Origin of the sequence: Xanthomonas sp. D-109, assembly GCF_017746095.1 — a bacterium.
Taxonomy (GTDB): domain Bacteria; phylum Pseudomonadota; class Gammaproteobacteria; order Xanthomonadales; family Xanthomonadaceae; genus Xanthomonas_A; species Xanthomonas_A sacchari.
In genome coordinates this window covers 1-4,443 of record NZ_JAGHWV010000020.1, presented here as the reverse complement: position 1 = coordinate 4,443, position 4,443 = coordinate 1, and the positions used below count along the sequence as shown (strand labels likewise).

General features: G+C 70.1%; 4 protein-coding genes and 1 pseudogene. All 5 read right to left on the bottom strand.

The genetic code is table 11. The features are described from left to right. Positions 1-389 (bottom strand): annotated as a pseudogene (locus J7357_RS17170) (hypothetical protein); the annotation flags it as partial. Then, positions 386-1,168, bottom strand: a complete 783-nt coding sequence (locus tag J7357_RS17165; RefSeq protein WP_209029213.1) for a ParA family protein — start codon at positions 1,166-1,168, stop codon at positions 386-388. The gene J7357_RS17165 and the pseudogene J7357_RS17170, both read right to left, overlap by 4 nt. Next, positions 1,168-2,115, bottom strand: coding sequence for a flagellar motor protein MotD (gene motD / locus J7357_RS17160; RefSeq protein ID WP_209248370.1), 948 nt, complete (start codon positions 2,113-2,115; stop codon positions 1,168-1,170). Before motD ends, J7357_RS17165 begins: the two co-directional genes overlap by 1 nt. 7 nt (positions 2,116-2,122) lie before the next feature. Further along, a complete protein-coding gene (locus J7357_RS17155) occupies positions 2,123-2,863 on the bottom strand; it encodes a flagellar motor protein (protein ID WP_010341770.1) in 741 nt (246 codons plus the stop codon). 460 nt (positions 2,864-3,323) lie between these two features. Continuing rightward, positions 3,324-4,443: chemotaxis protein CheA (locus tag J7357_RS17150; RefSeq protein ID WP_209248368.1), on the bottom strand; the 1,120-nt coding region annotated here is incomplete at its 5' end.

Genomic DNA, 4,443 nt, shown 5'->3' with positions numbered 1-4,443 from the left:
TGTTCCGGGGTCGGGCCGGCCGGCGCGGGCGCGAGCGCTTGCTGCGACATGATGCCGGCCAGGGCCGGATCGGAATCGGCTTCGGCCAGGACCGCGGCGGCGATCTGTTCGGGGGTCGGGCCGGTCGGAGCGGGCGCCAGCGCCTGCTGCGACATGATGCCGGCCAGGGCCGGGTCCGAATCGGCTTCGGCCAGGACCGCGGCCGCGATCTGCTCGGGCGTCGGACCGGCCGCGGCCGGGGCCGGCGCCGGCGCCGGCGTCTCGGTTTGTGCTTGCACGTCGGCGACCGCGACCGGCGCGGGGCTCGGCGGCACGGCTTTCTGCTCCTCGGCGATCACGTCGTGGAGCAGGCCTTCCAGATAATCGTCGATGATGCCGGGAGTGCTCATGCGGCTTGCTCCATCGGCGTCGCATCGCTGGCCACCAGCCATTCCAGCGCGCGGCGGTAGGCGGCCAGGCCGCGGCCGGGATAGTCGCCGGGCACGCCGGCCACCGTCAGTGCCTTGACGTTGCAGATCTTGGTGTCGACCGGGATCGCGTCTTCCCAGACCCGCTCGCCGTAGCTGTCCTGCATCTGCCGCAGGGTCTCGTTGCCGGCGCGGGTGCGCTTGTCGAACAGCGTCGGCAGGATCGAGGCGGGCAGGGGGCGGCGCCGCGAACGCTCGACCATGTCCACGGTGCGGACCATGCTGGCCAGGCCGTGCAGGGCCAGCGGCTCGGCCTGGGTCGGGATGATCACGCGGTCGGCCGCCGCCAGCGCGTTGATCATCAGCAGGCCGAGGGTCGGCGGGCAGTCGAGCAGGATGTAGTCGTGCTGGCCGGCGTGGCGGGCCATGGCCTGCTGCAGCGCCAGGCCCAGGCCGGGCTGGTTGGCGCTGCGGCGTTCCAGGGTGGCCAGCGCGGTCTGCCCGCAGACGAAGCTCAGGCGCTCGACCGCGGTGTCGCGGGCCAGCGCGGCGAGTTCGCCCGGCGGCGTCCCGAACAGATCCAGCACGCCCGGCGGCTGCGGTTCCTGCGGCACGTCGAAGGCCCGGGTCAGCGAGGCGTGCGGATCGAGATCGAGCATCAGCACGCGGTGCCCGAGCATGGCCAGCCCACGGCCCAGGGCCAGCGTGGTGGTGGTCTTGCCCACGCCACCTTTCTGGTTGGCGATCGCCCAGATGCGCATCAGTTGACTCCTTCAATGGCAGGTACAGCGCGGGGCCCACCGGCGCTGCCGGGGGCCGCCGCGGCGGGGGGTGTCGGGGTGGCCGGCGCGGCGCCGGCGCTGAGACGGTCGGGGGCCGACGGCGTCGGATCGCTGCTGTCGCCGGAATCGGCCAGGATCACCAGCACCACGCGGCGGTTGGCGTTGCGGCCGGCCGGGGTGTCGTTGCTGGCGCGCGGGCGGAACTGGCCGTAGCCGATCATCGACAGCCGCGAGGGTTGCAGGCCCTGGTCGGCGAACAGGTGGACCACGCTGGCCGCGCGCGCCGCCGACAGTTCCCAGTTCGACGGGAACTGCGCGGTGGCGATCGGGGTGTTGTCGGTATAGCCCTCCACGCGCACCCCGTTGGGCACGCCGGACAGCACCTGCGCCAGTTCCGCCAGGGTGGCGCGCGCGCTCTGGTCGAGCGCGGCCGAGCCGGAGCCGAACAGGATGTCGCTGTTGATCTCCACTTCGATCCACAGCCCGGCGCGGCGCACGGTGATCAGCTTCTTCTGGATCAGCGGCGCCAGCGCGGCGCCGAGGCGGTCGGCGATGCTGTCGAGCTGGCGCTGCGCGCGGCGCAGCTGCTGCGCGTCGCGCAGGTCGTCGCCGCGCTGCGCGGTGCCGGAGGGCAGGCGGTTGGGATCGGGCAGGGTCAGCGCCGGGCTGGACTTGATCGGGGTCGGCCGTTCGCCGCCCTGGCCCTGCAATGCATGGTCGCCGACCTGCACCGGGCGCAGCGTCGTCGGGGTGCCGCCGAACGCGGCGCTCATCGCGTCGGCCATGACCCGGTACTTGGCTTCGTTGACCGTGGACAACGCGTACATCACCACGAAGAAGGCGAGCAGCAACGTCATCAGGTCGGCATAGGGGATGGCCCATGCCTCGTGGTTGGCGTGCTCGTCGTGGGAGTGCTTGCGGGCCATTGGCAACTCAATGCAAGAATCCGGCCAGTTTCGATTCGATGTTGCGCGGGTTCTCGCCCTGGGCGATGGCGATCAACCCTTCGATGATCATTTCGCGCTCGCCGCAACTGTGCTTGATGACGCTCTTGAGCTTGGCGGCCATCGGCAGGAACAGCAGGTTGGCCGAGGCGATGCCGTAGATGGTGGCGGTGAACGCGGCGGCGATGCCATGGCCGAGCTTGCTCGGGTCGGCCAGGTTCTTCATCACCGCGATCAGGCCCAGCACCGCGCCGATGATGCCCAGGGTCGGTGCGTAGATGCCCATGCCCTCGAACACCTTGGCCGCGGCCAGGTCGCAATGTTCCTGGCCTTCCAGGTCGATCTCCAGCATGTGCCGGATGGCCTCCGGCTCCACGCCGTCCACCAGCATCTGCAGGCCCTTGCGCACGAACGGATCCTGCTGCTGCGGCACCTGGTTCTCCAGCCCGAGCAGGCCCTGGCGCCGCGCGATGTTGCTCCATTCCACGATCTGCTTGAGCAGCGCCTGGCGATCGCTCGGCGGCGGCCACAGGATCCACTTGGCGATCTGGAACGCACGGCGGAACACGGACGGCGGGGTGTGCACCAGGATCGCGGCGACGGTGCCGACGATCACGATCACGAACGCAGCCGGCGACCACAGCGCCGAAATGCCGGCGCCCTTGAGGATGCTGCCGCCGATGAGCGACAGAATCGCCAACAGCAGGCCGATGAGACTGAGCTTGTCCATGCAGGAGGTATCGGCCAGGGGCCAGGGGACTTGATGGGTTGGGGGCCGGGAATGGGGAATAGGGAATGGGGAATCGATGAAGCCGGGATTCGGGAATGGGGATTGGGGAATCGCAAAAGTGCGCGCACTGATGCCCGATCGGGTTGCTGTAGGAGCGGCTTTAGCCGCGACGCGCGGACCTTGGCCAGGCGGCGAGTCAGGGACCAGGGCGCTACGGACACCCGGTTTCGCGAATCAGCAAATCGCGAACCCCTCATCCATGCTCTATCGCGTCACGGCTGAAGCCGCTCTCACAGCGGGGAACGAGGCACACGGGAGCCGCTGTTGCGATTCCCCAATCCCGATTCCCGGCCCCACCGCGTCGCGGCTGAAGCCGCTCCTACGGCGGAATCAGGAAAAACGAGGCGCCAGGGAACCCGCTTTGACGATTCCCGAATCCCCATTCCCCATTCCCAGCCCATCAGGCCTTCAAGCCATCCACATCCAGGATCAGCGCCAGGCGGCCGTCGCCGATGAGGGTGGCGCCGGCGTAGCCGGGCAGGCCGCGCAGGGAGCGCGGCAGTGGCTTGATCACCACTTCCTCGCGGCCGCGGACCTGGTCCACGACCAGGCCCATGCGCGATTCGCCGGCCTGCAGCACCACCACGGTGAGCAGCGGCAGTTGCGGGGCGTCGATGTTGAGCCACTGGCGCAGGTCCACCAGGGGCAGGGTGTGCGACTGCCGGTCGAGCACGGCGCGGCCGTCGAACCAGCCCAGCGAGCGGCGCGGGGCGTGCAGCACTTCCACCACGCGCGCCAGCGGCAGCGCATAGACGGTGTCGCCGGCCTGCACCAGCAGGGTCGGCAGGATCGCCAGGGTCAGCGGCACGCGGATCAGGAAGCGGCTGCCGCGGCCCAGTTCCGACTGGATCTGGATCTGGCCGCTAAGCTCGCGGATACGCGACTGCACCACGTCCATGCCGACGCCGCGGCCGGAGATGTCGGTGACCTCGGACTTGGTCGAGAAGCCGGGCAGGAACACCAGGTGCAGGCATTCCTCGGTGGTCAGGCGGGCCGCGGCCTCGGGATCGATCAGGCCCTTCTCGCGGGCCTTGGCGCGCAACCGTTCCGGGTCGATGCCGGCGCCGTCGTCCTGCACCTCGATGCTGACGTAGTCGCCTTCCTGCTGCGCCGACAGGCGCACATGGCCGCCGCGCGGCTTGCCGGTGGCCTCGCGCAGCGCCGGCGCCTCGATGCCGTGGTCGATCGCGTTGCGCACCAGGTGCACCAGCGGATCGGCCAGCGCCTCGACCAGGTTGCGGTCCAGTTCGGTGTCGGCGCCGACCAACTCCAGCTCCACTTCCTTGTTGAGCGAGCGGGCGACGTCGCGCGCCACCTTGGGGAAGCGCGAGAACACCTTGCCGACCGGCTGCATGCGCGTGCGCATCACCGCCGACTGCAGGCGCGCGGTGGCGATGTCCAGGCTGCTGACCGCGCGGTCCAGTTCCTCGTCGCGCAGGCGCACGCGCAGGGTCTTGAGGCGGTTGCGCGACAGCACCAGTTCGCCGATCAGGTTGACGATCGCGTCCAGGCGCTTGGTG

What these genes read in the sequence shown, in the direction of transcription:
- J7357_RS17155 (WP_010341770.1), bottom strand. Translation starts at nt 2,863, where the DNA reads ATGGACAAGCTCAGTCTCATCGGCCTGCTGTTGGCGATTCTGTCGCTC.
- J7357_RS17165 (WP_209029213.1), bottom strand. Translation starts at nt 1,168, where the DNA reads ATGCGCATCTGGGCGATCGCCAACCAGAAAGGTGGCGTGGGCAAGACC.
- motD (WP_209248370.1), bottom strand. Translation starts at nt 2,115, where the DNA reads ATGGCCCGCAAGCACTCCCACGACGAGCACGCCAACCACGAGGCATGG.